Below are 23,256 nucleotides of genomic sequence, written 5' to 3' on the forward strand. Positions count from 1 at the left end.
GCTTAAAATCTTTGTTTTACTTGGAAGTAAGGTACAAATATAATAATTATTTGTTTCCGTTTCCACAATACCCAGATGTTTTTATGGAAGAGAAAAATACTCTGTATCAAAATGGTACAGAAGGTAAAACCATTTTTGATCGCACTCTAAATTATCTCAATTCGAAGTATTCATTAAGATTCAATACCATATCTCTGGAGTTTGAAATCAAACTGATACAAAATAAAAAATGGGCAGATCTAAATTTAAACTCATTATATATAGAGCTCATTCAATCTGGAATTAATATACCGATTAATAAATTGGAAATCTTGGTCAGAAGCCATTTGATAGAACAGTATAATCCTATTTCAGAATATATTGAAAGTTTGGAGGATTGGGATGGCGAAGATCATATTGCAAAATTATGCAGTTATGTGAAGACTAATGATGATGAAAAATTTTTGTACCACGTTGAAAAATGGTTTACCAGAGCAGTCTTTTGTGCTTTAGAAAAAGAGAAAATCAATAAGCATTGTTTGGTTTTGGCAAATACCATTCAGAATAGTGGAAAATCAACATTCTTAAGATTTTTTATTCCTAAAAAACTAACGAATTACCTCTCGGAAGATATTGGTTTGGATAAAGATAGCAGAATTAAATTGTGCAAAAATTTGATTATCAATTTAGATGAACTTTCGGTTTTGGCAAAGGCTGACATCAATTCTTTGAAAGCGATGATCTCAAAAACGCATATCAACGAAAGATTGCCTTATGCAAGGAAAGCCGAATATCTGGAAAGAATTTGCAGTTTCGTGGGTTCTACCAACAAAACGGACTTTCTAACAGACGAATCCGGAAGCGTTAGATGGATTATTTTTGAGGTCATCGAGAAGATCAACTTCAATTATTCATCTGAAATTGATATTGATAAAGTTTGGGCTCAAGCTTATTTCAACGCTTACAAACGACAAAATTACAATCCTGAACTCACTTTAGCAGATATTTCCGAAAACGAAAAACGAAATGAGCGATTCACACAAATGACTTTAGAACAGGAAATGGTGAGTAAATTCTATGAAGCATCTGACAATCTAGAGGAATTTAAAACCGCAACAGAAGTAATGATTGATCTAAATGCTCACGGAATTCGTCTCAATCATTTGAAAATTGGAAGGGCTTTATCCTCTTTCAAATTTCCCAGAGTTAAAAATCCGCAAAGACAAATTTACGGTTACCTCATTCGGTCGAAAATCGCAAATTAATTTTAATACTACATAATCATTTACCTACTTACCTAAATCTTTTAAGTGTTTGACAACCAATTTATTATTTAGGTATATCCAATTATTTAAAACTACCTGAAATTACCTATAAAATAAAATTTTGGTAAGTAGGTATTTTATGGTAAGATGGGGAATTGAGTTTAATATTTTAATTATCAAGGTTTTGGTAATTAGGTAAGTCTTTTAAAAAAAAACATAGAAAATATACGAATGAACTGCAAGCAATTTAATACAATCCCGTTGGAAGAACTCCTCCTTTCTCTCGGACACCTTCCCACGAGACAATCGGAAAAAGAAGCGTGGTTTCTCAATCCATTTGCCAAAGAGAACCACGCCTCTTTTAAAATTAATAAAAATCTAAACTACTGGTATTTGCACTCTGAAGGAATCGGTGGAAAAAATATCGATTTTATGAAAAGATATTTGAATGCATCTGTAAGTGAAGTTTTAATTTGGGCAGAAAATCAGAATTTCTCTTCTTTTCATCAGCAAAATATTTCCAATAGTAAACTGGAAAACCTTTCAAAGAACTATGAGATGATTAATGTAAAAGAAATTCAACATCCTGCACTTTTGGAATATTTAAAAGAAAGAAAAGTTGAGAAGCAGACCGAATTTTTAAAAGAAATTCATTACCGAATGAACGATAAAAACTATTTCGGAATTGGTTTCAAAAACGATTCTGGTGGTTACGAAATTCGTAATAAATACTCCAAAATTTGCTTGGGCAAAAAAGATATTTCTACAATTAAGAACAATTCAAATTCAGTTAGGATTTTCGAAGGTTTTTTCGATTTTCTTTCATTTAAAAATTTAGAAAATGAATTAGAAAAAGAACCTTCTGATTATCTCATTTTGAATTCTGTTTCGATGCTTCATAATATTAAAAATTCACTCGGAAAATATGAAAAAGTGGAGCTTTATTTTGACAATGATGTAGCTGGAAACCGTGCTGTTGAAATCATTTGTAGTGAAATACAAAATGCGAAAGATTGTAGGGTTTTATATTCAGATTTTAAAGATTTGAATGAATATCTTAATCAAAAAACCAGTGAAGTTGAAAACCAGTCTAAACCGAGATTTAAGCGATGAAAAATTCTAAAACTTTTGAAGTAAACTTATTTGAAAAAATTTTTGAGTTAAATTCAAAGAATAAAATTGGTGCAAATACCATAGCCGTTTTTACATTTATCCTTTACAAATATGAGGATATGCAAAAAGAACTTGAATTATCAGACTATGAAATGGCAAGAGAACTTGGTCTCTCCAGACAAACGATCATCACGGCGAAAAATAAGCTCAAACTTTTAGGGCTTTTAGATTACAATAGAAATCGTGGTTTTCCGAATCGTTTCATTTTAAAAGGAAATGACTCTTCAAAAGTAATAGCAAAAAGTGAAATAAAGGAAGATTTTATTAAAGAATTAGATCAGATTCTGGAACCGGAAATTATTGTGAATAATTCACATTCCAAATATCCTAGCCTGAAACAGTTTATGGATTTTGCAAAAACTTTAAAAGACTACTCAGAAAAATTAGATAATTTATTGATTCAGAAATTTCAGAAATGGGAGGAAGCAGATTGGAAAAATTCATTGGGAAGACCTATTTTGAATTGGCAGTCTACTCTCGAAAAAAATATGAATACACTTGAGTTTTCAGACTCTTACAAAAGTTCTTCGCTATCTAATCTTCCAATTATTAAGAGACCGAAACTAGACTAAAATCATCTATACCTGCTAGTCTAAAATATACTAGACTAAATAAAATTTCTAAATGATGACAGCTATATAGCAAGATGTGTCTTTGTACGTACAAAATTTACATTTTATACTACCTAGACTTTCTTGCCTTTTCTGAGAAAAGGGTGAAAAAAACTTCGGAACTCGTTTTTTTTGTTTTGGAAATCATTTTTTTAAGAGTAAGGTTCTATGAATTTTGGGTGGATATATAAAAAAAATTGCTGGTGAAAAGAGAAAAAATATGGCGAAAATTAAATGAAAATAATTGTAAGCAGTTAACAATCAATTATGAAAATAAACTTTATATTAGCGTTAGAAAAATCTTTACAAAAAATATATAAGTCAAATTGACGCGATGCGTAAATTTAGAAGTTGACATAAATAATATAGTTATGCGTTTAAACAATGAAGAATTATATCAATTTTTAGTTGAAAAGGAAATTTTAGCCTTATATCACGCAAATACGGTACGCACATCTATAACATATTTTGAAAATGGAGGCTTAATGTCTCGTGGTCTAGTTGAAGAAAATGATTTAATTCAAACCTCCCAATCTTCAGATGCTGCTGATAAAGTTTTGAATGTATGGGATGATATTTTTATCGATACGAGTGATTTACATACTTATTTTAGACGAGAAAATCATTATGGACCTATTTTGTTTGAATTAGATAGAGAATTAGTTAGAAATAATGATTTTGAAATTTGGATAACTAAAAATAACCCAATTTATTGGCCTGTTGATTCAACTAATGAAGAAAGATATTTTATGTCAGTCGAAGAATTAAGGCAGCAATGGGATTCAATTGAAAGGCAACGAAAGATGATAACAATTAGAAATAATAATCATCCGATTTTATTTGATTATGTTAGAAGAATAATTGTAGATGATCCTAGAGTGGTTATTACTGAAAGTGATAATACGCAAACTATTCTTTTTAATAAAGCACGAGAAAAAATTAATGATATTATAACAGAAGATCATCAACTTAAAGGTAAATTTACTCTAAGAACCTGCAATAATTGTTGGTGTACCTCAAATTATTTGCATCAGCGGAGTTCAGATGATTTAAAAAGACTATTTTTATAAAAATATTTGGTATGAGAAAAGAAATCAAATGTCGAAAATGCGAAACGGAAAATGTAATTATTGAGAATAAATTATTTTTTTCAGAAGATAAAAAACAACATAAGGTGTTATGCAGTGTCTGTAAAAATCAGCTAAGTACAGAAATTACTGATGGATGGTTTTTTGTACAAAGTAAAGAACAGTTTTTACTAGAAGAAAAAATTGAGGAACAAAAACAAAAAATAGTATACGCTTAAATAATACTATTGCTAACATCGTATTCTACGACCGGCGGGATAAAGGAGAAATGTACGTTTCTCCTTTTTATTGTCCTCCGTATTTCCTTTTTCATAATTTGAGTAGAAAAAAAATAGATTCGTACAAAAAAATATAAAATTGAATTAACAAACATTAATAAAACTATTGCTTTATAAAAATCCGTAAGCTTTCGTTCAATGAATTAGAAATTTGTTACATAATTCTTTTCTGTTCTCTATCAGCTATTTGTCAGTTCTTTGCATTCAGCTTTTTGGCAAAAAAAAGGAGCCCACGCCGTTGTATATACTCTTGAGTATTTAGTGAGTGTTCACGACCTCACCCTGCGGGTGTACAAGCACCCTCATTATTTTTTTTAAGCTATCCAATGATCAATTCGATGCCAGCTTTTTCTGCTTTGTATTTTATTTTGGTCTGCAATTCATAATAACTCCAGTTGCGAAGCACAAATTCCTGTTCTTTTGCAATGCCTATCTTGTCTTCCTGATTTTTGAGAATAAGCGTTCCCGCTTGTTGTTGGATACAGAAATCAATAAGCTTCCGGCTGTACAAGTGAAGCCGATGACTTACATATCTGCTTTCCAAATTTTCTGTTTTATACAATGCCTTTTGTTTCCGTTTGGTTCCATTTCCGGAACGGGCATAGGCGACTCCGTCTTGAATCCTTTTTTGACTTGCTTGGATCGCAAGCCTCCGGTACAAAAACTCCTCCTTTGAACCAATATTGAGGCGCAGCTTGTTAGCTTTTACTACAATAGGATGTTCCAGGGACAGGGAAGCTTCCGCAATAATTTCAGGTTTTAAAAGGTGTTCTTCTTTTTCAAATTCAAAGACGGCAAGCCAAAATATTTTCCCTGCTTTTAGCTGAATCTGCGATGTGCATAGCTTTATTTCTTCTTTTAAGAGGCGTTCCATTATCAAACGCTTGTCAGAAAAGTCTTTCCCTAAATAGGTTTTAACCGGAATAGCAAACATATTGAAGCAAAACGCTTTATTTTCTTCATCATATTTCATTTTGCTGATGCATTTAACTGGAAGCGGAATTGGGATCTCTTTTTTAAAATTTCTCAGTGATTTTGTTCCGTGCCAATAGTCGGCTTTGTTTTTAGAGAAGGTTGATTGAATCGTATTGTTCAGGCTTCCCAGAATATCGGTAGGAATTTCTCCTTTGAAGCGATCAAAAACCATACGTGCAGTTGTGTGTGTTTTCGATCGTGTAAATATTCCCATTTTATCTTTGTTTACATCCGCTAGTTTGTATTGGACATCTTCTGTGAGGTAAAAGAAATCTTTGATCATTTCCTGAACATACAGATGAGAAACAATTAAATTAGCTGCCCGGAAACAGCGGTTCTGATACCGGTACAGTTTTTCCCACATTTCTTTTTGTTCATTTGCAGGAAGATCGATCAGCAGCTGAATTCTTCGTGTCAATGTCATCGTGTCTTTTTCCATTTCAACGAGGTATTTCAGAAGTGTTTTGATTTTGTAAATGTTGATATGCATACAGAAATTCCCGATGTACTTCCTTTTCAGGTAATTTGAGTTCTTGTGCAATCACGGTAAATGAAGATTTCTGCTCAAACCTTCTCTTCAAAATATCGAGTTGTTGACTACTGAGTTTTTCTGACTGCTCCTTGTTATCGAAAGCTTTTTCCTGTGGCTGTTCAAAAGAACTTACTTTAAGAATTTTCCGAAGGTCATCTATGGCTCTGCTCACCTCATTGCTGATGTCTTTCACGCTACTTCCCATTGCTTCTGCGATTGGTTTGTGCTGAAAGCCATATTCCAGGCAAAGTTCAATCAGGTGTTTCCTTTTGGGATCCAGAACGGGTAAAATCTTTTTGACTTCATCGAAATTTTTCTGATCGGATTCGTGACTGAGAAGATACTCTTTATCTTTTAGCGGGTCATAACCTGCTAGATAATCCTGATAATTCTCAAAACTTTCAAGAGAAGCCATCAATCGGTTGAATTTATTTCTTGGATTAGTGACATAAGATATGCAATCTCTTTTCATAACAAACCGTAAAAAGCCAAGAATATGATTCGGAGTTTCAATGGTGTCGCGGTGTAGCCACAATTTGAGGAATGTATCCTGAACGATGGTGTCCACTACAAAATCATCCTCAAGCACTTGCTTTCCAACCCAGAAAAGAAGTCTTTTGTAGCGTAGATGAATGTGTTCGAGAGAGGCAGGATTGCCTTTTTTCAACAGTTCGTACAACTGAAGATTGCTCAACTTCCGGGGCAAAAATTCTGTTCTTTTCATAAGCAGCGTTTTTAGCTAAATTATTGCTGGAAGGAACTGCTTAGGTCAATAAGGCGAATTCTACTCTTAATTGTATCCCCTGTTCATTAAATCTTGCACAAAAGAAAAGGCGTGGAACTCAACTTACCGACTAGTGGTACTGGCATACCAAGCAACGATAAGTGAGCCCACGCCGAAGTCGTGGGCACATTTACTTATCAACTCGTCGCTTTTTGAAAAGTGCCAGTTTTCTAGTCGAGAATCTAAGCAATAGCTTCTATATTTCTTTGAACTATCGCAAAGTTACAAAGCAGTAACTTATTTTACAAATATATGAAAAATATTGACAATTCGGATTTAAGTCCGAATTATTTCATGCAATATCACTTTTATTTGCTTTTATGAAAATTGCAAATAGAAAAGTTGTTGAATTTATAAGGGATAAATGGGTTATTCCAATGAATAATAATAGTCAATTTGCAACCGAAAATAATATTGACGAGAAAACTGTAAGAAGAATTAGAGAAGACGTAAATTATCAAATTAGTTTAATTACCATAATGCGAATTTGTGAAGCTAAGAATATCAAGTTATCTAAATTCTTTGAAATGGTTGGACTTTAAAAGAAAAAAACATTAAAAAATACTGACGAAAGTTGGTATTTTTTGTTTTAGAGGAGGAGACAATACAAACTCCTTGAAAAATCGGTGAAAATACTGAGTTTTGTTCTAAAGTTGTTCTTATTTTTACTTTTTTTGCAGCAATTATAGTAGATAAAAACAATTAGCTGTCAATTGAGATCAATATTTAAGCATCAAAACAATAATATGGAAAAACATTTAACTGTAATTTTAGGAGCTGGATTTTCAGCAAACGCAGGAATGCCGACAGCAAGTGAAATCGCAAAAAGGTTTAATCGAGACTTAAAAGAAAAAATTCTTTCGGCTTCTTCAAGCGAATGGTTTTGGATTGATGATAAAGATGAAAATTTTATACACAATGGAAAATTAAATTTTGACTATTTAGCTTATTCTTATGTTTTTGATGAGCTTGTGAAAAAGTATGTTTTAGACATGGGTACTTTTATCTATTATGAAGATTTTTATCAATATATAATTGATAATTTTAAAAATTCTGATTGGGTTGAAAATCTATTTGAAACTGCAAAGAAGTCTTTTTTGACTGATAGGCCTTTTCTCCTTGAAGAAAAAAATAAAGAATATTATAAAAGTTATGTGTTTGCATTCGACCACAAGCAGTTTTCAAAAGTCAGTGCAATTCTAAATTATCTAATTGGCGACATACTCTCAATAATTCCGAGACAAGACGATGAACTGATTAACATATATCAAGGATTTACAAACTATATTAGATCTTTCGACGAAGTAGATATTTTTACGCTAAACCACGATATATTACTAGAACATTTATTAGAAATCAATAAAATAAATTATTCAAAGGGGTTTAACACTGAAAATTCACCGATTATGCATAATAATAAACCTGTTCCTTATTTTAATAATGAATTTAAAGAAAAAATTAGAATTCATAAACTGCACGGGAGTTTAGACTTTTATCAATTTAGGCATTACAATAAAGAAGGAATATTTTCAAAACCAACGGAAAAAGTTGATTATTACATGGCAACAAATTTTTATGTCAAGCATAATTCTCAGTTAATAAATCCAGAAACTAATGAGTTGTTGCAAGATTATAATTTCGATATTGTTCCCAAATTTATAACAGGAACTAGGAAAACTGACACAATTAAGAATGATATCTTATATAATAAATTATTTAAGAATTTTGAAAATACAATTGCAAATTCAGATAATTTATTTGTTTCTGGTTATTCATTTAGTGATGATCATTTGAATGAAAAAATAAAAGAAAAAGAATTCAATTTCATCAATCACAATAGAAGTAAAGATTATCCTTTTTTAGGAACTGGAAAAAACATTAGGAGCTTTGATGATTTATAGTAAAAAATACGGCAGCTATAATCTCGAGTCTTCATTTTAAAGTTTTCAGTTAATTGATTTTCTATTTTTACAAAGAAATTTCATCTTAGCTTGGTATATTAAGTTCACTTTGATTCTCGATGGCGGTTAAAGCCAGATTTTAGAACACAACGAAAAAGTACAAGAACTTTATAAAGATATTGAAATTTAGAGGTGAGATATACTACTTGAAATTTCTAAAAAAAAAAATTGCAAATTAATAAATATAACTCACCTAAACTTATAAATTAGCACTGAAAGTGATTAAGGGTATAGCAGTTAATGTAGCTATATATCAAATTATTTATTTAATTAAATAATTTTGCCTCAAATTTAATAAATTAGTAAAAAGTTCGATTGTATGCATAAAAATACCTAAAATGAATAAAACTTTTTTTTTCGGAAATGGATTAAATTATCTAAGTAAATCCGCATTGGGTTGGGAAGAACTTCTTGTTGAACTTATGCGAGGAGAAGAATTTGAAATGAAATTTTTACCCAATTTACTGACCTATGAGAGAATACGACTAAATTGGAATTCTGAGAATGGTGAGCTTAAAAATATAATTGCAGAACGTCTTCAAAATCAGCCTACAAATGACTTTTATAAAAAGATATTAGAAATTAATTTTGAAAATTACATTACTACAAATTATGATTATGCTATGTTAAATTCTCATTTAGCATTGGATTCAAAAAATTCAATAACACATAATGGTACAGAGCATCTCTATAGTTTAAGAAGAAATACTTCTTTATTAAATAGAAGTAAAAAAACTATTGGTAAATTATGGAATGTACATGGAGAATTAGACTTTCCTAAAAGTATCATGTTAGGGATGAATCACTATTGTGGATCTGTTGGAAAAATTGACAGATATCTCAAAGGAACTTACGATTTTAACCATAAAGAACCACACTCGCCAATTTTAACAATTGAGAAAAAGCTAGAAACAAAAGAATTTGATAATTATTCTTGGGTCGAATTATTTTTTTCAAGTAATGTGCACATAGCCGGTTTCGGCTTAGATTTTAGTGAGATAGACTTATGGTGGATCTTAACTAAGCGAGCACGTTTGAAATCAATTTCAAACTTAGAGAATAAAATTTATTATTACACAAAACCTTTAATTCAAGTGACAAGAGAGATTGAACTTGAGCAAAGAAAAAGAGAAACTTTAAAATCACTTGATGTAGTCATTGTAGAAATCGAAATAATAAATAACAATTATCAAGGCCAATGGGAGGAATTTATCAAAATAATGAGCTCCTGTGACTAAAATGCTAATGAATTAAAGATAGATTTATGTTTATCCCGATCCTAAAAAGATTGATCGAAACATTGTAAATAGTAGATTGCAAAATCTTGCTTGGAATCTCTAGATAATATTTAAGTAAAAAATGACAACTGAACAACTCAAAAAATTGGAAAAAGACCTTTGGGATTCTGCAAACTCGCTTCGTGCGTATGGCGGATTAAAAGCTTCTGATTATGCCGTCCCCGTTTTAGGATTAATTTTCCTTCGTTTTGCAGATAATAAATACAGCCATTTCGAACCAGAAATTCTTAAAGAATATAATGCCGAAAAAGGAACTCGATTAGAAAGAACAATAGAAGCAATCGCCTTATCAAAATGCGGTTTTTATCTTCCTGATTTTGCCAGATACGATTATTTGCTGGAATTGCCGCAAGACCAAAGTTTAGCAAAAAAACTAAGGGAAGCGATGGAAGGTATTGAGCAATACCAAGACGATAAATTCAAAGATGTATTACCCAAAGAAGCCTACTTTGATATTGAAAAAAAGAAAGCCGACATCTTACCGCAATTGCTGAAAACATTTTCTGATATTCCTAAAGATGCAAGCGGAGATATTTTTGGTAAAATTTACGAATTCTTTTTAGGAGAATTTGCGATGAGCGAAGGACAAAAAGGCGGCGAGTTTTTTACCCCAACTTCGGTGGTGCGTTTTATTGTGGAAGTGATAGAACCTTATGCCGGAAAAATTTATGATCCTGCATGTGGTTCAGGCGGAATGTTCGTGCAAAGTGCCACTTTTGTGAAAGAAGCCAACCATGACCTAAATGATATTTACGTTTACGGACAGGAATATATGGGTGAAACCGCACGGCTTGCTAAGATGAACTTAATGGTCAACAATATTCGGGGCGAAATTACCGAAACAAATTCCTACGAAAATGACCCTTACAATGGTTTAGGAAAGTTTGATTTTGTGATGGCAAATCCGCCGTTTAATGTTAAATCGGTGAAGGAAAGCACAGTGAAAAACGATGAACGTTTCTACAAATACGGCTTGCCAAAAAATAAGGGAAAAAATACCAATGACAGTATTACCGATGCCAATTATCTTTGGATTTCTTTATTTGCCACCTCGCTCAACGAGAAAGGAAGAGCAGGTTTTGTAATGCCTAACTCGGCTTCTGATGCCGGAAATTCGGAATATGAAATTCGTAAAAAAGTGGTCGATAGCGGTATTGTAGATTGTATGGTTTCTATGCCTTCTAATATGTTTCTCACGGTTACTTTACCTGCAACACTTTGGTTTTTCGACAAACAGAAAGCAAACAATGAGCGAAAAGATCAAATTTTATTTCTAGATGCCCGAAATACATACCATCAAATAGATCGTGCACACCGCGAATGGAGAGAAGAACACATTCAAAACCTCACAGCCATTGTGCGCTTGTACAGGGGCGAAAATGAGCGTTATTTGGAATTAGTGGAGCATTACATTAACCAAGCCAACGAAGCAATAGCCGAAGTTCCCGCTGCTTTTAATGCGTATTGTACGCTATTAAAAACCACAATTACCAATTTAAAACAATATGCTACAGACAGCAAAACCAAACACAAACCCGATGTTTATAAAACCATTGCCGAAAGCGGTTTGCTGGATAAAATAAATAATTTAACCGTACCAAATATTCTTCTTCCCGTCATTGCGAGGTACGAAGCAATCTCATCAAATAAGGAACAACTCGCCTTTTCAACCCATATTGAAAAATACATAACTGCATTAAAAACCATTGAAACCAATTTAAAAACCAGCAAAGACAATTTTCTGGAATTGCTAACCATTGCCGACAAACAGCTTAAAATAAAAAACGATAAAGACTGGACTGCTTTAGCACTCAATGCCAGCAAACAAATAGAAGAACTGCAACAAAACTATAAAAACTGCACCGACCAGTTAGCCCATTACCAAACCAATATCCACTGGTTGCAAAGCCGTTTCCCGGAAGCGAAATACACCGATGTGGTAGGTTTGTGCAAAGTAGCCCACAAAACAGAATATGCCAATGAGCAGGATTATTCTTTGAATGCAGGAAGATATGTTGGGGTGGATGTTGAGGGAGAAAGCATCTCTAACGATGATTTTAAATCTAAATTTGAAAGTAAAATAAATGAATTTGAAAAATTGTGTATTAAAGCAAACGAAATTGAGAAAATAATTTTATCAACTAAAAAAATATTGGTAAATGAATTTTAAAAAAACCTCAATTGGTGATGTTTGTATTATTGGAGACGGTGCTCACGCCAGGATTCAAAGAGTTGCAAATGGAATTCCTTATTTAACTTCAAAAAATTTTAATAAAGATGGAATCAATCTTAAACAAGTTGAATACATCACTGAAAAAGATTACGAAAAACACTTCCGAGAAAATTCTAAAGCACTAACAAAACCTAAAGATGGAGATTTAATTTTTTCTATTATCGGTTCTATTGGAGGAGCACACTTATATAGTTCAACTGATAATTTTGGACTTTCAAGTAGTGTTGCAATAATAAGACCTGATAATTATGAAGTCAGTTCATCATATTTGTTATATTATTTCAAATCTTCCTATTTGCAAAAATGGGTTGAAAATATAAAAAGTGGTTCTGCACAAGGTTTTTTAAGTTTGCAAATGATAAAAAGATTGCCTTTAACACTTCCCCCACTTGCCATCCAACAAAAAATAGCATCCATTCTTTCTTCTTACGATGAATTGATAGAAAACAACAAACAACGGATCAAGCTATTAGAAGAAATGGCAGAAGAAATTTATAAAGAATGGTTTGTGCGTTTGCGTTTTCCAGGTTATGAAAAGGCGACAATAGTGGATGGTTTGCCGGAAGGTTGGGAGAAGGCACAACTTAAAAATCACATCTCAATTTTCAGAGGTAAATCTTATTCATCTGAAGAATTAAGGGATGATGGCGGTTTACCAATGTTAAATCTAAAAAACATTAATCGAGGTGGTGGTTTTCGAAGAGACGGATTAAAATATTTTGAAGGTAAATTCTCAGAAAATAATGTAGCAAACACTGGTGATATCATTCTTGCAGTTACTGATATGACGCAGAACCGAGAATTAGTTGGAAGAGTTGCAAGAGTTCCTGAAATGAATATTCCAAAATTTATCTTTTCGATGGATTTAGTAAAAATTGTTCCAGTTAGTTTGCCACAAATATTTTTATATTCTTTTTTTAGATATTCTGGCATTGGTCTTAAACTAGCTGAATTTGCTAATGGTGCAAATGTTCTTCATTTAACACCAAGTTTAATAAATTTAGAAAAAGCAATCTTGCCTAATTTTGAATTAGCTACAAAATTTGAACAATTAATAATACCATTTTTAGAAGAAATAGATCTTTTAGAAAACAAAAACCAACTACTACAAGAAACACGAGATTTGTTATTGCCCCGCTTAATAAGCGGTAAGCTAAGTGTGGAGCATTTGGTACAAGAAGAATTGGGGATGGTGGCAGAGGAGAGAGCAACGTATAACAAAGTTTAAATAGTGGCAAAATCCAAAAGCAAAACATTTCTATTATCAGAACTATTTGAAAAGGAAATAACATCTTTACAAAAACTAGAAGAACTAAAGTCTGCCTATCATCAATATTTTGAATCTGTTGTTTTAGAGATTCCGACAATGAATACTTTATCTCATATGCTTTGGGCAAAAAGGGTAAAATTGAATTTTGGACCGTATGAAAATCTTACTTTTTTCGAAATGAGCAATCGTATTTATTCTGATTTGGTTTTGCTAGAAGCAGCAAACATATTATTCGTAGAACATCAAATAAAAAATGTCAAACTGAAAATGAGCAATCATTCAGGAAGAGATTTAACGGTAATAGATAAAGATAATATTGAAATTGTAGGAGAAGCATTCAATACAGCTTGCTCTTATTTTCAAGTCAAGATGCGAAGTGAGTTAAAAAAGTTTTGTGATGGAAAACTTGGAATTATTGCGTTTAATTCTTGCGCATTGGATAATAGGAATACAACCTATTTGGAAACCAAAAAAAAGCAATTTCCACAGGTATTATTTTTAGAATGTAAAATTTAGAAAAAAATGGATTATAAATCAACTATCAGTGATATTTTTAGCCCTCGCAAGAATCTCTTTGCTGTGCCTAATTATCAACGTGCTTATTCATGGGAAAAGGATAAACATCTTAAGCAGTTTTTAATTGACTTACAAGAACATCCTAAATCTGTGGAGCAATATCATTTAGGACATTTTTTGTTTGAAACTGATGAATATGATAAGAATAAATTTTGGATAATTGATGGCCAACAGAGATTAACAACTGTTGTAATTTTCTTATGCTGTATTCAAAATAAATTAAAAGATATTCCTGAATTAAAATCAACAGCTACTAATCTTTTCAATGATTATCTTCTGAATTCTGATCATCAACAAAAATTGTCAACAGTTGGTTATGATAATAATTATTTTCAAAATTTACTAATAAATAATGTTCAAGATAAGGCAGATACTAAATCTAGAAAACGAATTTTAGAATCTTTTGAATTCTTTTCCGCTGAATTTTCCAAAGAAGAAGTATGTATAGATGATATTGTACGATGGAAGGATTTAATTGAAAATGCTAAAATAACCACCGACTCTGTTTCAGACAAAGCAGAAGCAACACAACTTTTTACTTTTCAAAATGATAGGGGAAAAGACTTGACAGAATTAGAAAAGTTAAAGTCATTCCTAATGTTTCACCTTTATCTTGATTGTGCAAAAACTGAAAAAAATCCTAATAATGACATTTCATATGTTGAAAAGGAATTTGAAATTATCTATCAATCTTTAGAATTAATTTCAATAGCTGATGAAGATCAGGTTTTAAACTTTCATACTATTGCGTTTCTTTCAACTGATGATACTTCCTTGGAGCGTGTCAAAAAAATATTAAAAAAAGAAGAGAATAAGTCAAATTGGATAAAGCAATTTAGTGTTGCTTTAAAAAAGAGTTTTCAAAGTGTAGTAGAGATACAAAAAATATATATTTATGAAAGTTCATTAGGAGATGTTTTGTATTTAGATACATACAATTCTTTTCCATTAGTATTAAAATTATTTCATTTTCATCAAAGTCATGAATTACAAAAAATTCTTCGACTAACCGAAATAATTTTGTTTAAAATGCTGTACACAATTGGAAATTACAGAACTAATCGATTGCATAATATTGCGCTTAACTATAATGGTGATTTAGTTGAATTGGAGACAAGTCTAATTTACCATGCTAATTATGGTTTTAAAGATTATTGGAATTTCACTGGAGATTTTATAAGTAAATTAAATTCAAATTCACACTATTTTAAACCAACAAGATATTTGTTATGGAAATATGAGAATAAATTGAGATTTGAAAATAAAGAACCAAATATGAGTTATAGTGATTTTGTAAATTCATACGGTAAAAGAAATCTTGAAAACACATTAGACCATTGGACACCACAAAAACCAGAAGGTTTTGAATACACTCAAGAATTCAAGGATAAATTTTTAAATAATATTGGTAATTTAGTTTTATCAACAAGAGGCAGAAATTCAAGTGATAGCAATAATTTACCTACTGAACGTGAAACACAATCTGTTTTACTTCAACGTCAAAAGTTAGAAGCATTTAAAGAAAATTGGTCGGAAGTTGAAATTAAAAATAGACATAGTGAACTAATTTCTTTTGCTACTGAATACTGGAATCCTAATTCAAATATTTAAAATATGGCTAATTACGATATAAATGATCCTTATGATATTGATATCATGAAAATGAACTTTGATGATTTTAATTCTGAGGATTGGGAAAGCTATATTGAAATTGCTAAAGAAAAAAAACTAGGTTTCGATAAAATTGCAATTCTTATGAATGCAAAAAAAAATACCCGTGGCTCAAGAAAATTAAGTCCAAAGCAATTGGTTGTCATTTTATCATTAATGGAGAAAATTGACGAAATGCTGGAAGACGATAATAAAAGCGAAAAAGCGACAGAACTTTTCGAGAACGATACGTTTAATATGGCAGTTTCTCATGCCACTTTTCGCGTGGCATGGCATGACAATAAATGGAATGGCAGCATTTGCAATAATCCAGAAACCAACACCTACTGCAACGGTTTCCATTCTTTACTTTCTGAAAGGATACGAAAAAGGAAGGAAGAAAATATGGTAGAAGAAATTGCGCATAAAGGGAAAAAACTAAACGAAATAGATTATCTACCACCTTGCTTCTGGTCGATTAATTTATTCGGCAATGAATCTATAAAAGTAAAACACGATAATCCCGCAGCTCCAAATCTTGAATTGCTAGAAGATGATTTACCAAAGCATTCAATGCTTAGCTGGCCATTTTCAGTGTCATTTGGCAGAACAGCAAAAGAAGTTGCTGAAAGTGGAGCTTATCCGAAAAATTTAGAAGAAGTAAGGATCCCAAGATTTAATGCAAAAATGCATGAAGGCAAAAGTATTGCTTTTATGTATGCAAAATTCAGTAATCCAATTACTGAAGAAGAACAACAGTATTTGGTTGTAGGTGCAGGAATAATTGACAGTAAGGAAAAGGCTTCGGAAATAAAACATTTTGGTCCTGAAGAAGTGATAGAACAAATAAGGAAAAGACCACAAAGTAATTTCAAATATAGAAACTTCCCAAGTATGAACTGGGCGATGCGTTTTTCATTTGATGATTACACTTCTATCAGAATGCCATACCACGAATATTTAGATGAAGCAGAAAAATTAGCCTCCGATGCGAAGGATAATTTTCTGGATAATATAAAAGTTGCGATTACAGAATCGGAATTAGAATGGTGTTTTAAATATGTTGCAATGGATATAGGTGATGATGAAGCAATTTATATTTTAACCAAAATGCGAAAAGCGTTATTGGTTTGTAAAGATGATGGTATAGTCGCACGAGATGAAATGTTGGAAAAAATTGCTAAAGTTGATGAATTATTAAAATTTGCTTGGGACTCTCGATCTTACTTTCCTGGATTCACAAGTTTAGCAAGGGTATTTCTCAATCAAGAAGAAGAACCTGAATTTGAGTTAAATACTTTTTATAGTGATTTTAAAGAAGAATCAGAAAATCCAGACACAGAGCTAGAAAACATAATTCAAAACCCATCTTCCTTTGAAATTTCTAAGCGATATTCAAAACATATAGTTGAGCTGCAAGAGAGATTAAAACAAAGAAATTTTAGTACAAAAGAATTTCTAACCCTATCGATGCTCAATTTAAAACCTTTTCAGTTTTCAAGGATACTTTCTGGAAAATTAAAACTGTCTGATAATTGGATTAGAAATTTTGATGATGATGTAAAAAGTTCTCATAAAGTAAAAGAGATTATAGAAAATCCCTATTTGTTGTACGAAGATTACGATTACTGGCAAGATTCTCACGATGATGTATATGGTGAAGAATTAGACTCTCCAATTGACTTATTTAAAATAGATATTGCCTTTTTTCCGCACTCAAAATACAAACAGAGAATCGATCTTCAAAAAACAATGGAATTTGTAGATAAAAGAAGAATTCGAGCTCTTGTATTAAGATATTTAAATACATTAGAAAATAAAGGGGATTGTTTTACAGATGCAACGCATCTTGAAAAGGCAATGAGATCTTATCCTTTGTATTATGAATTAAATAAGGAATATAGTTTACCTGAAGGTTTTTTCCATCCAATAAGTTCTGATTTTTCAAACCATTTTCAAGAAGAACCAAAAAAAATAATTTTGGTCGAAGAAAACGATACTACTTATTTTTATTTAGCAAAAGTATATAATGCTGAAAAAAATGTAGAAGAAAAAATTATGAGTTTACTTCGTGCAAGTGATCACAACGAAAAGTTTGATGCTATTAATATGTATATAGACAATTCTATTACCAACTTGCAGAAAAGTATAGGCGATAATTTTGAAGTAGAAATTTTTAAAGATGAACGGCAGAACTTATACCGAAATGTCTTTAGAAAAAGATTTTTTATAATTGCGGGAAATGCAGGAAGTGGAAAATCTCACGAAATTTTAAATGTTATAAAACATCTAGAAGAGCATGAAAATCAAAAATATTTATTACTCGCTCCAACAGGTAAGGCAGCATTAAGATTGAGCAAAGAAAATGTTATTGCTTCTACAATAGATAAATTTATAAGTGATGTAAGAAATAAGAAAATAAGAGTTTCAGAATTAAAAGAAATTAAAAATCTGATTATTGATGAAACATCAATGGTAGATTTGCTGAAATTTGAAAAACTTCTAAATATTTTTAATTTTAAAGAACCCTCTTTTAAGCGTTTAATATTAATAGGTGATCCAAATCAATTACCAGCAATTGGTTATGGTAGAATTTTAGAAGATTGCATTAGTTTCTTGCGAACTCACGGCGATTATAAAAACAATTTTATTCAATTAGAATCTAATTGTAGATCTGAATTAAAAGATAACGACATTCTAAAATTAGCAGATGCCTTTAAACAAAAAGGAGAATTTGATCCCCAATTATTAGCTAAATTTAAAAACAAAGAAACTTTTATTTCTGAAGGATTTAATGCCAGGTACTGGACTACAAAAGAAGAGCTGTATGATCAAATCGAAGAAGAGTTTCAACGTCTTTCTAATAAAGAAAAATTGACAGGTACAAATACGGAGCTCTTAAATTGTTTACTAGGTTTTGATGAAAACGGTGAAATAAAAGGCGAAAAATTAAATTTAGAAAATTTTCAAATATTAAGTCCATACAATGGTCAATTTTCTGGGACAAGTAAAATTAATGATTATATACAGCGGATTTTTAGAAAAGATTTGAAGTTAGAATTTAGAAAAGGACAGTATAAAAAAGCAGATAAATTAATTAGAACTCAAAATTATTACAATAACAAAGCTTTATTGCTCTCAAACGGGACAATGGGATTTATTGATAACAGTAGAAATGAATCATTTTATTATGAAAACAAAGATGGTATAGATAATATTCCATTTTATGATATTCGCGCAAATGAGAAAGAAGCATTTGAGTTGGCGTATGCAATATCTATACACAAATCTCAAGGTAGCGGTTTTAATCATTTGTTTTTGGTTTTGCCAGCTCGTTATGGTTTGTTAAACAAGGAGCTGGTTTACACTGCCTTAACTAGAACTAAAAAAACAATTACAATATTTCTTCAAACTAATGATGAGAAATTAAATACAGTTCTAGAAATTGCCCAAAGTAGATCTAATTCTGCATCTCGACGGACTAGTTTGCTTTTAGATAAACCATTTAGGTTTTATGATCTAGAACCAGAACCAAATGTATATGTGGAATCAAGAGTTGAATTATTAATCTATCATTTATTGATGAAAAAGAGAGAAGAATTTGGTATTGATCATTTTAATTTTGCCTATGAATCTAAGCCATTCATTAACGGTAAAGAAATAAATATTAAAACTGATTTTACTATTTATACTGAGAACAAAATATGGTATTGGGAACATTTGGGATTATTAGGTCAAGGTAAATATGAATGGACTTGGCAAAATTTAAAAAAGAAAACATATCAAGAAGCTGGAATTTGGGAACAAATTATTACCACAGATGAAAGTAATGGAATAAATCCAGCTAAAATTGATTGTTTAATAAATTTAATTGTTGAAGACACAGTTGAGACGGAAGATAAGCACAAACAATATTCAAATCATCACTATTATATAAGATAATATGGCTCACATCAACGAATCTCACATAGAAACAGCCGATATTCAACTATTTACCGATGGTTTGGGTTATACACATATTGATGCCTGGGAGAAAAAACTCATCGGCAGAGCCACGCTGAAAGATGTGGTGCTGCTCGACCGTTTACGAAGCAGTTTAGAAAAACTCAATCCGTATTTGCCGCAAGATTGTATTCGCCACGCCATCTACGAACTTACCAAAAGCAGAGCTACGTTAACGTCTGTTATTGCCAATAAAGAAGTGTATGAATTGGTGAAAAATGGCGTTCCCGTAAGTTACCAAAATCAGTTAGGCAGAGAAGAAAATGATTATGTGCGGGTGCTGGATTTTACCACCAAAACCAATAACGATTTTCTGGTAGTTTCGCAATTGAGCATAGAATATCAGGAAATACAAAACATAACACGCCGACCAGATTTGTTGCTCTACATCAATGGTTTGCCATTGGTGATGATAGAATTAAAAAATGCAACCGAAAAAGTAAAAGTTGGTTACGATAAAAATTTGCAAGATTACAAACGAGACATTCCTCAATTGTTTTGGTACAATTTATTCGTGTGTGTTTCAAACGGCATACAAACAAGAGTTGGAAGTTTCAATGCACCTTGGGATCATTTTTTTACGTGGCTAAAATTAAAAGATACTGCGATTACCCACGAGCAACCCAGCAAAGACGAGATTGAAGACGAGAGCAAAAGAACCGGCGAACATCTAAGTTTAAAGATTTTTGGCGAAGGACTTTGCAGCAAAGAAAATATCATCGATTATTTTGAAAATTTTGTTATCTATCACAAAAACAAAGTAAAAATTATTGCAAAAAATCACCAGTTTTTAGGGGTGAATAATGCTATTTTGGCTTTAGCAGAAAAAGAAACCAACAAAGGAAAACTTGGTATTTTCTGGCATACCCAGGGTTCGGGAAAATCGTATTCGATGATTTTCTTTTCCAAAAAAATAAAACGGAAAGTGGAAGGCAATTGGTCGTTTCTCATCATCACCGACCGTAAAGATTTAGACCTGCAGATTTACAGAAATTTTCTGGAAACCGAAACCATCGTAGAAACCAAGGATCAGAAAGAAAACTATTTTCGCCCAAAAGATAAAACGAAATTACGTGAATATTTGCAATCGAATCGGGAGTATGTTTTTAGTTTAATTTTTAAATTCGGCATAGAAAGCGGCAAAACTTATAGCCAGTTAACCGACCGACAAGATTGGATTGTAATCGTAGATGAAGCCCACAGAACGCAATACAAAAGTTTAGCAGAGAATATGCGTATCGCATTGCCCAATGCCCAATACATTGCATTTACCGGAACGCCACTTTTAAAAACGGAATTGACCAAAGATTGGTTTGGGTCTTATATTTCGGAATATAATTTTGCTCAAAGTATAGAAGATGGAGCCACTGTTCCTATTTTTTACAAAAAATCTGTACCAAGGGTTGAGCAAATTAATCCGGATTTGGTAGGCGAAGCTGCAGAAATTTTAGAAGATGAAAACCTAAGCGACGAGCAAAAAGAAAAACTGGATAAAGAATTTTCTACCTTGATGAATGTGGTTAGAAGAGATGACCGTTTAGAAGAAATAGCTAAACACATTGTACAACATTTTCCCTACAGGCTAGATGTAGAAGACGACGATGGCAACAGGCGACCAATGAAAGCAATGGTCATTAGCATTGATAAATTTACGGCTTTAAAAATGTACTATAAAGTACAATATCATCTCAAAGAAGAAGTAAAGGAACTTCGGAAAAAGATTAGTACAGCAAGCGATCCGGAAATCCGCAGCCGGTACGAAAAAGCCATCAAGTTCATCAATGAAACCAAAATGGCTGTGGTGATAAGCCAAGAAGGAAGCGACAAAGAAGAGCGGGAAAAATTTGAAAAAGAAGGCTTGAATATTGAACCGCACCGCAGATTGATGGATCACCCAGATGAAGACGGCAGAAATATTGAAGATTATTTTAAAGACCCCAACAATACCTATCGCATTGTGTTTGTAACAGCCATGTGGATGACCGGTTTTGATGCACCTTCCGTTTCTACACTTTACTTGGATAAACCATTGCAAAACCATACTTTGATGCAAACGATTGCCAGAGCAAATCGTGTAATAGAAGGAAAGAAAAACGGTTTGGTGATTGATTATTTCGGGGTCTTCAGAAATCTTAAAAAAGCTTTAGCAGCTTACGCAGAAGGGACAAAAGGCAAACAAAATGAGGGCGAAGATAAATATCCAGCCAAAGAATTTGAAGAATTGCTGTCATTATTAGATCAGGCGATTGTAGAAGCAAAAGTGTTTTGTAAAAGTGTAGGAGCAGATGTAGGTTTAATTCTAGAAATGAATGAAAAAGGCTTTAAAGAAATAGAACTTTTTCAGGAATTTGCTGACCTTATTTTAGCAAAAGACGAACATCGTAAACAGTTGGGATTATTTGTAAATACCATTGTTTCACTCTACGATTCGGCACAGCCAGAAGTGTATGCTTTTCCGCACGTAAAGAAAAACAGAGATATTTTGCAATATTTGAGAAAGGTTGTTGATAGAAATATAGATCAGGATGAAGCTATTGAAAGAGCTAAGAAAAAAATTGAAAATTTACTAGATTCTAGCGTGATTGGTAAAGGAGATTTGAGAGAGCCTGATGTACAATATTTGATGGGTCAATCTAAACAAATCGACCTAAGTAAACTTAATTTTGAATCACTAAGAAATGAATTTCCAGACATTAAACATAAAAATATAGCTTTTGCAGACCTGCGAGAATTAATGGAAATAAAATTAACTCAGATGATGGCTCAAAATAAAACAAGAGGTTCGTTTTTAGTCAATTTTCAAAAAATTATTGATGACTATAATTCAGGTAGTATTTCTATTGAAGAAGCCTATGAAGAATTGGTACGACAAGCAGAAAACCTCAATCAGGAGCAACAACGAGCTGCTAAAAACGAAATGACAGAAGACGAACAAGAGTTATTTGATTTATTAAAAAAAGAAAAACTAACTAAAGAGGAGGAAAAGTCGGTAAAACTAGCAGCAAAAACTTTATTGGAAAAATTATTCAATTCTAAAAATAAAATTCTCATTCAAGAGTGGCATAAGGAAAAAGCAAGTCAGGAAAAAGTTAAGAGAGAAATTCAGTTGGTTCTCGGAAGATTATTACCAGAAACTTCGTATGACAGATTGGTTTTTTCACAAAAAGTAGATGTTGCATTTCAACATTTTTACGAGTTGGCGCAGGTGGGAAGAGGATATGCTTATTAGAATGATTTAAGTTATTAGTCTGTTTATTTTAATTGACTTAATTTCAGATTATTTATTTATAATTTTCTATCAATATCTATCCTTTAATATAGTGCACATTTATAATGCAATAATGTTATTTACTTCTAAATAATCGTTTTAAATACTACTATTGTATTATTTATTCCTAAATATAAAACGCATAAGTGGTCAACAATATTCATAAAAGACAATTACAAATGAATCCGTATTGGACGGTTTACCTGACCAATTTGCAGGGGTTAGAAGCTTTTGCAATAGCAATAAACCTCCCAAAATATGCAGCTAACAGATGAATATAATTATTCCGGTTTACGTTGATGTTCATTTCTTT

The 23,256-nt window shown here is 31.8% G+C and carries 16 protein-coding genes; 14 read left to right on the forward strand and 2 right to left on the reverse strand.

The genetic code is table 11. The annotated features are described in order from the left end of the window. Positions 1-20: 20 nt before the first annotated feature. The 5 genes from BA768_RS06080 (at position 21) to BA768_RS06100 (ending at position 4,334) form a co-directional block, all read left to right on the forward strand. Complete coding sequence (locus tag BA768_RS06080; RefSeq protein WP_228388326.1) at positions 21-1,244, forward strand: virulence-associated E family protein; 1,224 nt, start codon at positions 21-23, stop codon at positions 1,242-1,244. Positions 1,245-1,475: 231 nt separating this feature from the next. Then, entirely contained in the window at positions 1,476-2,357 is an 882-nt protein-coding gene (locus BA768_RS06085; RefSeq protein ID WP_065720093.1) for a toprim domain-containing protein, read from the forward strand. Then, complete coding sequence (locus tag BA768_RS06090; RefSeq protein ID WP_065720094.1) at positions 2,354-2,989, forward strand: hypothetical protein; 636 nt, start codon at positions 2,354-2,356, stop codon at positions 2,987-2,989. The genes BA768_RS06085 and BA768_RS06090 overlap by 4 nt, the downstream gene beginning before the upstream one ends. Before the next feature lie 410 nt (positions 2,990-3,399). Further along, the gene (locus BA768_RS06095) at positions 3,400-4,098 is read left to right on the forward strand and encodes a hypothetical protein (protein WP_123947070.1); all 699 of its coding nucleotides are present in this window, start codon (positions 3,400-3,402) and stop codon (positions 4,096-4,098) included. A gap of 11 nt (positions 4,099-4,109) precedes the next feature. Then, positions 4,110-4,334, forward strand: coding sequence for a hypothetical protein (locus tag BA768_RS06100; protein WP_065720096.1), 225 nt, complete (start codon positions 4,110-4,112; stop codon positions 4,332-4,334). Between the two features lie 379 nt (positions 4,335-4,713). On the opposite strand, the gene BA768_RS06105 is transcribed toward BA768_RS06100, so the two are convergent. Then, positions 4,714-5,808 carry a hypothetical protein gene (locus tag BA768_RS06105; protein ID WP_065720097.1) on the reverse strand — a complete coding sequence of 365 codons (1,095 nt, stop codon included), beginning with the start codon at positions 5,806-5,808 and terminating at the stop codon, positions 4,714-4,716. A 1-nt stretch (position 5,809) separates the two neighbouring features. Continuing rightward, a complete protein-coding gene (locus BA768_RS06110; RefSeq protein ID WP_065720098.1) occupies positions 5,810-6,625 on the reverse strand; it encodes an RNA polymerase sigma factor in 816 nt (271 codons plus the stop codon). Positions 6,626-7,005: 380 nt separating this feature from the next. Between BA768_RS06110 and BA768_RS06115 the strand changes: the two genes are divergently transcribed. From BA768_RS06115 to BA768_RS06155, 9 genes are all read left to right on the forward strand, one after another. Next, positions 7,006-7,227: a hypothetical protein gene (locus BA768_RS06115; protein ID WP_065720099.1), complete on the forward strand. Its 222-nt coding sequence runs from the start codon at positions 7,006-7,008 to the stop codon at positions 7,225-7,227. A gap of 204 nt (positions 7,228-7,431) precedes the next feature. Continuing rightward, positions 7,432-8,586 carry an SIR2 family protein gene (locus BA768_RS06120; protein WP_065720100.1) on the forward strand — a complete coding sequence of 385 codons (1,155 nt, stop codon included), beginning with the start codon at positions 7,432-7,434 and terminating at the stop codon, positions 8,584-8,586. A gap of 398 nt (positions 8,587-8,984) precedes the next feature. Beyond that, positions 8,985-9,884: a hypothetical protein gene (locus tag BA768_RS06125; RefSeq protein WP_065720101.1), complete on the forward strand. Its 900-nt coding sequence runs from the start codon at positions 8,985-8,987 to the stop codon at positions 9,882-9,884. 121 nt (positions 9,885-10,005) lie between these two features. Next, positions 10,006-12,114 (forward strand): type I restriction-modification system subunit M, encoded by a 2,109-nt coding sequence (locus BA768_RS06130; RefSeq protein WP_065720102.1) that lies wholly within the window; start codon positions 10,006-10,008, stop codon positions 12,112-12,114. Continuing rightward, complete coding sequence (locus BA768_RS06135; protein ID WP_065720103.1) at positions 12,104-13,405, forward strand: restriction endonuclease subunit S; 1,302 nt, start codon at positions 12,104-12,106, stop codon at positions 13,403-13,405. Before BA768_RS06130 ends, BA768_RS06135 begins: the two co-directional genes overlap by 11 nt. 3 nt (positions 13,406-13,408) lie before the next feature. Beyond that, positions 13,409-13,963 carry a hypothetical protein gene (locus BA768_RS06140; protein ID WP_065720104.1) on the forward strand — a complete coding sequence of 185 codons (555 nt, stop codon included), beginning with the start codon at positions 13,409-13,411 and terminating at the stop codon, positions 13,961-13,963. A 6-nt stretch (positions 13,964-13,969) separates the two neighbouring features. Further along, positions 13,970-15,634 carry a DUF262 domain-containing protein gene (locus BA768_RS06145; RefSeq protein ID WP_065720105.1) on the forward strand — a complete coding sequence of 555 codons (1,665 nt, stop codon included), beginning with the start codon at positions 13,970-13,972 and terminating at the stop codon, positions 15,632-15,634. A gap of 3 nt (positions 15,635-15,637) precedes the next feature. After that, the gene (locus tag BA768_RS06150) at positions 15,638-19,615 is read left to right on the forward strand and encodes an ATP-dependent RecD-like DNA helicase (RefSeq protein ID WP_065720106.1); all 3,978 of its coding nucleotides are present in this window, start codon (positions 15,638-15,640) and stop codon (positions 19,613-19,615) included. A 1-nt stretch (position 19,616) separates the two neighbouring features. Continuing rightward, positions 19,617-22,904, forward strand: a complete 3,288-nt coding sequence (locus BA768_RS06155) for a type I restriction endonuclease subunit R (protein WP_065720107.1) — start codon at positions 19,617-19,619, stop codon at positions 22,902-22,904. Positions 22,905-23,256: the final 352 nt, after the last annotated feature.

Origin of the sequence: Chryseobacterium sp. CBo1 (genome assembly GCF_001693475.1) — a bacterium.
GTDB lineage: Bacteria > Bacteroidota > Bacteroidia > Flavobacteriales > Weeksellaceae > Chryseobacterium > Chryseobacterium formosense.

Bases quoted from the DNA above. Each gene is read 5' to 3' on its own strand.
- BA768_RS06085 (WP_065720093.1), top strand. From the start codon at position 1,476: ATGAACTGCAAGCAATTTAATACAATCCCGTTGGAAGAACTCCTCCTT.
- BA768_RS06090 (WP_065720094.1), top strand. From the start codon at position 2,354: ATGAAAAATTCTAAAACTTTTGAAGTAAACTTATTTGAAAAAATTTTT.
- BA768_RS06095 (WP_123947070.1), top strand. From the start codon at position 3,400: ATGCGTTTAAACAATGAAGAATTATATCAATTTTTAGTTGAAAAGGAA.
- BA768_RS06100 (WP_065720096.1), top strand. From the start codon at position 4,110: ATGAGAAAAGAAATCAAATGTCGAAAATGCGAAACGGAAAATGTAATT.
- BA768_RS06105 (WP_065720097.1), bottom strand. From the start codon at position 5,808: ATGGAAAAAGACACGATGACATTGACACGAAGAATTCAGCTGCTGATC.
- BA768_RS06110 (WP_065720098.1), bottom strand. From the start codon at position 6,625: ATGAAAAGAACAGAATTTTTGCCCCGGAAGTTGAGCAATCTTCAGTTG.
- BA768_RS06115 (WP_065720099.1), top strand. From the start codon at position 7,006: ATGAAAATTGCAAATAGAAAAGTTGTTGAATTTATAAGGGATAAATGG.
- BA768_RS06120 (WP_065720100.1), top strand. From the start codon at position 7,432: ATGGAAAAACATTTAACTGTAATTTTAGGAGCTGGATTTTCAGCAAAC.
- BA768_RS06125 (WP_065720101.1), top strand. From the start codon at position 8,985: ATGAATAAAACTTTTTTTTTCGGAAATGGATTAAATTATCTAAGTAAA.
- BA768_RS06130 (WP_065720102.1), top strand. From the start codon at position 10,006: ATGACAACTGAACAACTCAAAAAATTGGAAAAAGACCTTTGGGATTCT.
- BA768_RS06135 (WP_065720103.1), top strand. From the start codon at position 12,104: ATGAATTTTAAAAAAACCTCAATTGGTGATGTTTGTATTATTGGAGAC.
- BA768_RS06145 (WP_065720105.1), top strand. From the start codon at position 13,970: ATGGATTATAAATCAACTATCAGTGATATTTTTAGCCCTCGCAAGAAT.
- BA768_RS06150 (WP_065720106.1), top strand. From the start codon at position 15,638: ATGGCTAATTACGATATAAATGATCCTTATGATATTGATATCATGAAA.
- BA768_RS06155 (WP_065720107.1), top strand. From the start codon at position 19,617: ATGGCTCACATCAACGAATCTCACATAGAAACAGCCGATATTCAACTA.